At 42.5% G+C, this 1,535-nt stretch carries 1 protein-coding gene; it reads left to right on the top strand.

What is annotated here, in order from left to right; genetic code table 11:
- The coding region (locus BG32_RS14740; RefSeq protein ID WP_147435098.1) for an O-antigen ligase at nucleotides 1-1,535 on the top strand (1,535 nt) is incomplete at both ends.

Raw genomic sequence — 1,535 nt, 5'->3', positions numbered from 1 at the left:
GTGATGGAAGAATCAACATAACCGCAAGACTGGAATATGCTATCACTTCTTCGGGTTCCTGGAATGAAAGGTTTTCTGCTTGGTACAATTCGATTTTTCAGTGGCTGGAAAGTGAGAACAAGTTGAGAATTCCATTTGGCTCGGGCATTGGCACTTTTCAACTCTATCATTTGCTGTACAGTCCAGATGTTCTTCAGCATAGTCCTTACTTTATGCCAGTTTGGAATAATTTCAAAAGGACGCACAACGACTACGTACAGGGCCTGGGAGAAATGGGTCTAATTGGATTTCTATTTATCGTTCTTCTTGTTGGATTGCTCGTTTTTAGATATTTGAAGAATCTACTTAAGATCGACAATAGAAGGGACTTACTGCTTTACGGATCGCTGGGGGCAGGAATATTCTCTCTGGCAGTTCACAGTTTCTTTGAGTTCCCCCTACACATGCAACCAAATCTCATGCTGGCAATCTTTTTGGGATCAGTTGTTGTTGGAAAATACTTCAATCCAGATCTAAAAAACAAGAAAATCAGTAGACTCCCGTTTGCAGTAGTCATTATGGTTCTTGCAGGGGTCCTGATATTTCTGAAAACCTCAGCCTTTATAGGGGAAGGCTTTTTTAGGATCGGCCAGACTAATCAGCAGTATTATCTCGCTTACTACAACCAGGCTCAAAGCCTCAATATTAAGGCTCTCGAGCAAGCAAAGAATGAAATCAATAGTTACGCTGGCAATTATGCTTATCTTAAAGACGTTACCAGCTACATGAGCGCCAAAGGAAGTGAGATTCGTTCGAAGTATCCTGGAGCGAGCCAAATAGACCTTCTTGAGTTGGCCGAGAAAGATCGGCAGAGTGAGGTGCGCAAATTACTCGACGAAATAGATAATCGAATTAACCAATATAACTTCTACTTGGCGAGATCAGGGGAGTATTATGAAAAGGCCATTGAGAATTTCAAGTTCTCAAACAGAGTTTATCCGGTCTTCGGAAAGCCATTATGGTACATCGCCGGGCTAGGTACAAAAACACAGAGACTTGAAACTGCCAAAGACAACCCGGAACTCATGAAGTCTATTCTCACAGGCAAGGATGAATACTCATCCGATATAATCCCGGAGTTCAAGGGCAACCCCAAAATAATCCCCGTTCACAGGACGACGATTCGGACTCTTCCTTTCCGCGATTTCTTCGAGAAAAACATTTCGGTCTTTGACAATCCCGAATACGTTTCGGGATTGCAGCTGTATTTCATTACTCAGATTCAGATGATTCTGGACGCGGCCGATTATTACGAATCGTCAGTAATACTTTTCAGCGAACGACAAACACCTAGAATTCTTGGAAGGTTGTATACTAGCATAAACAGCGAGTTAACAAAATACTACAGTTTCATCAGTTCTAGAGAGACCATGATGACCAGCGCCTTTGGAGAGAGCGGTGAATTCAGACAGTTACTCATTGATCTGGTATACGAAAGTGCTGATAGAGCAATATACTGGTTTGATCTGGCAATTTCGCTTCTTCCGGGCACATGG

The sequence above is a fragment of the Mesotoga sp. HF07.pep.5.2.highcov genome (genome assembly GCF_003666285.1).
GTDB lineage: Bacteria > Thermotogota > Thermotogae > Petrotogales > Kosmotogaceae > Mesotoga > Mesotoga prima.
Note: the sequence above shows the minus strand (reverse complement) of the source record. Positions and strands in the feature narration are given on the sequence as shown.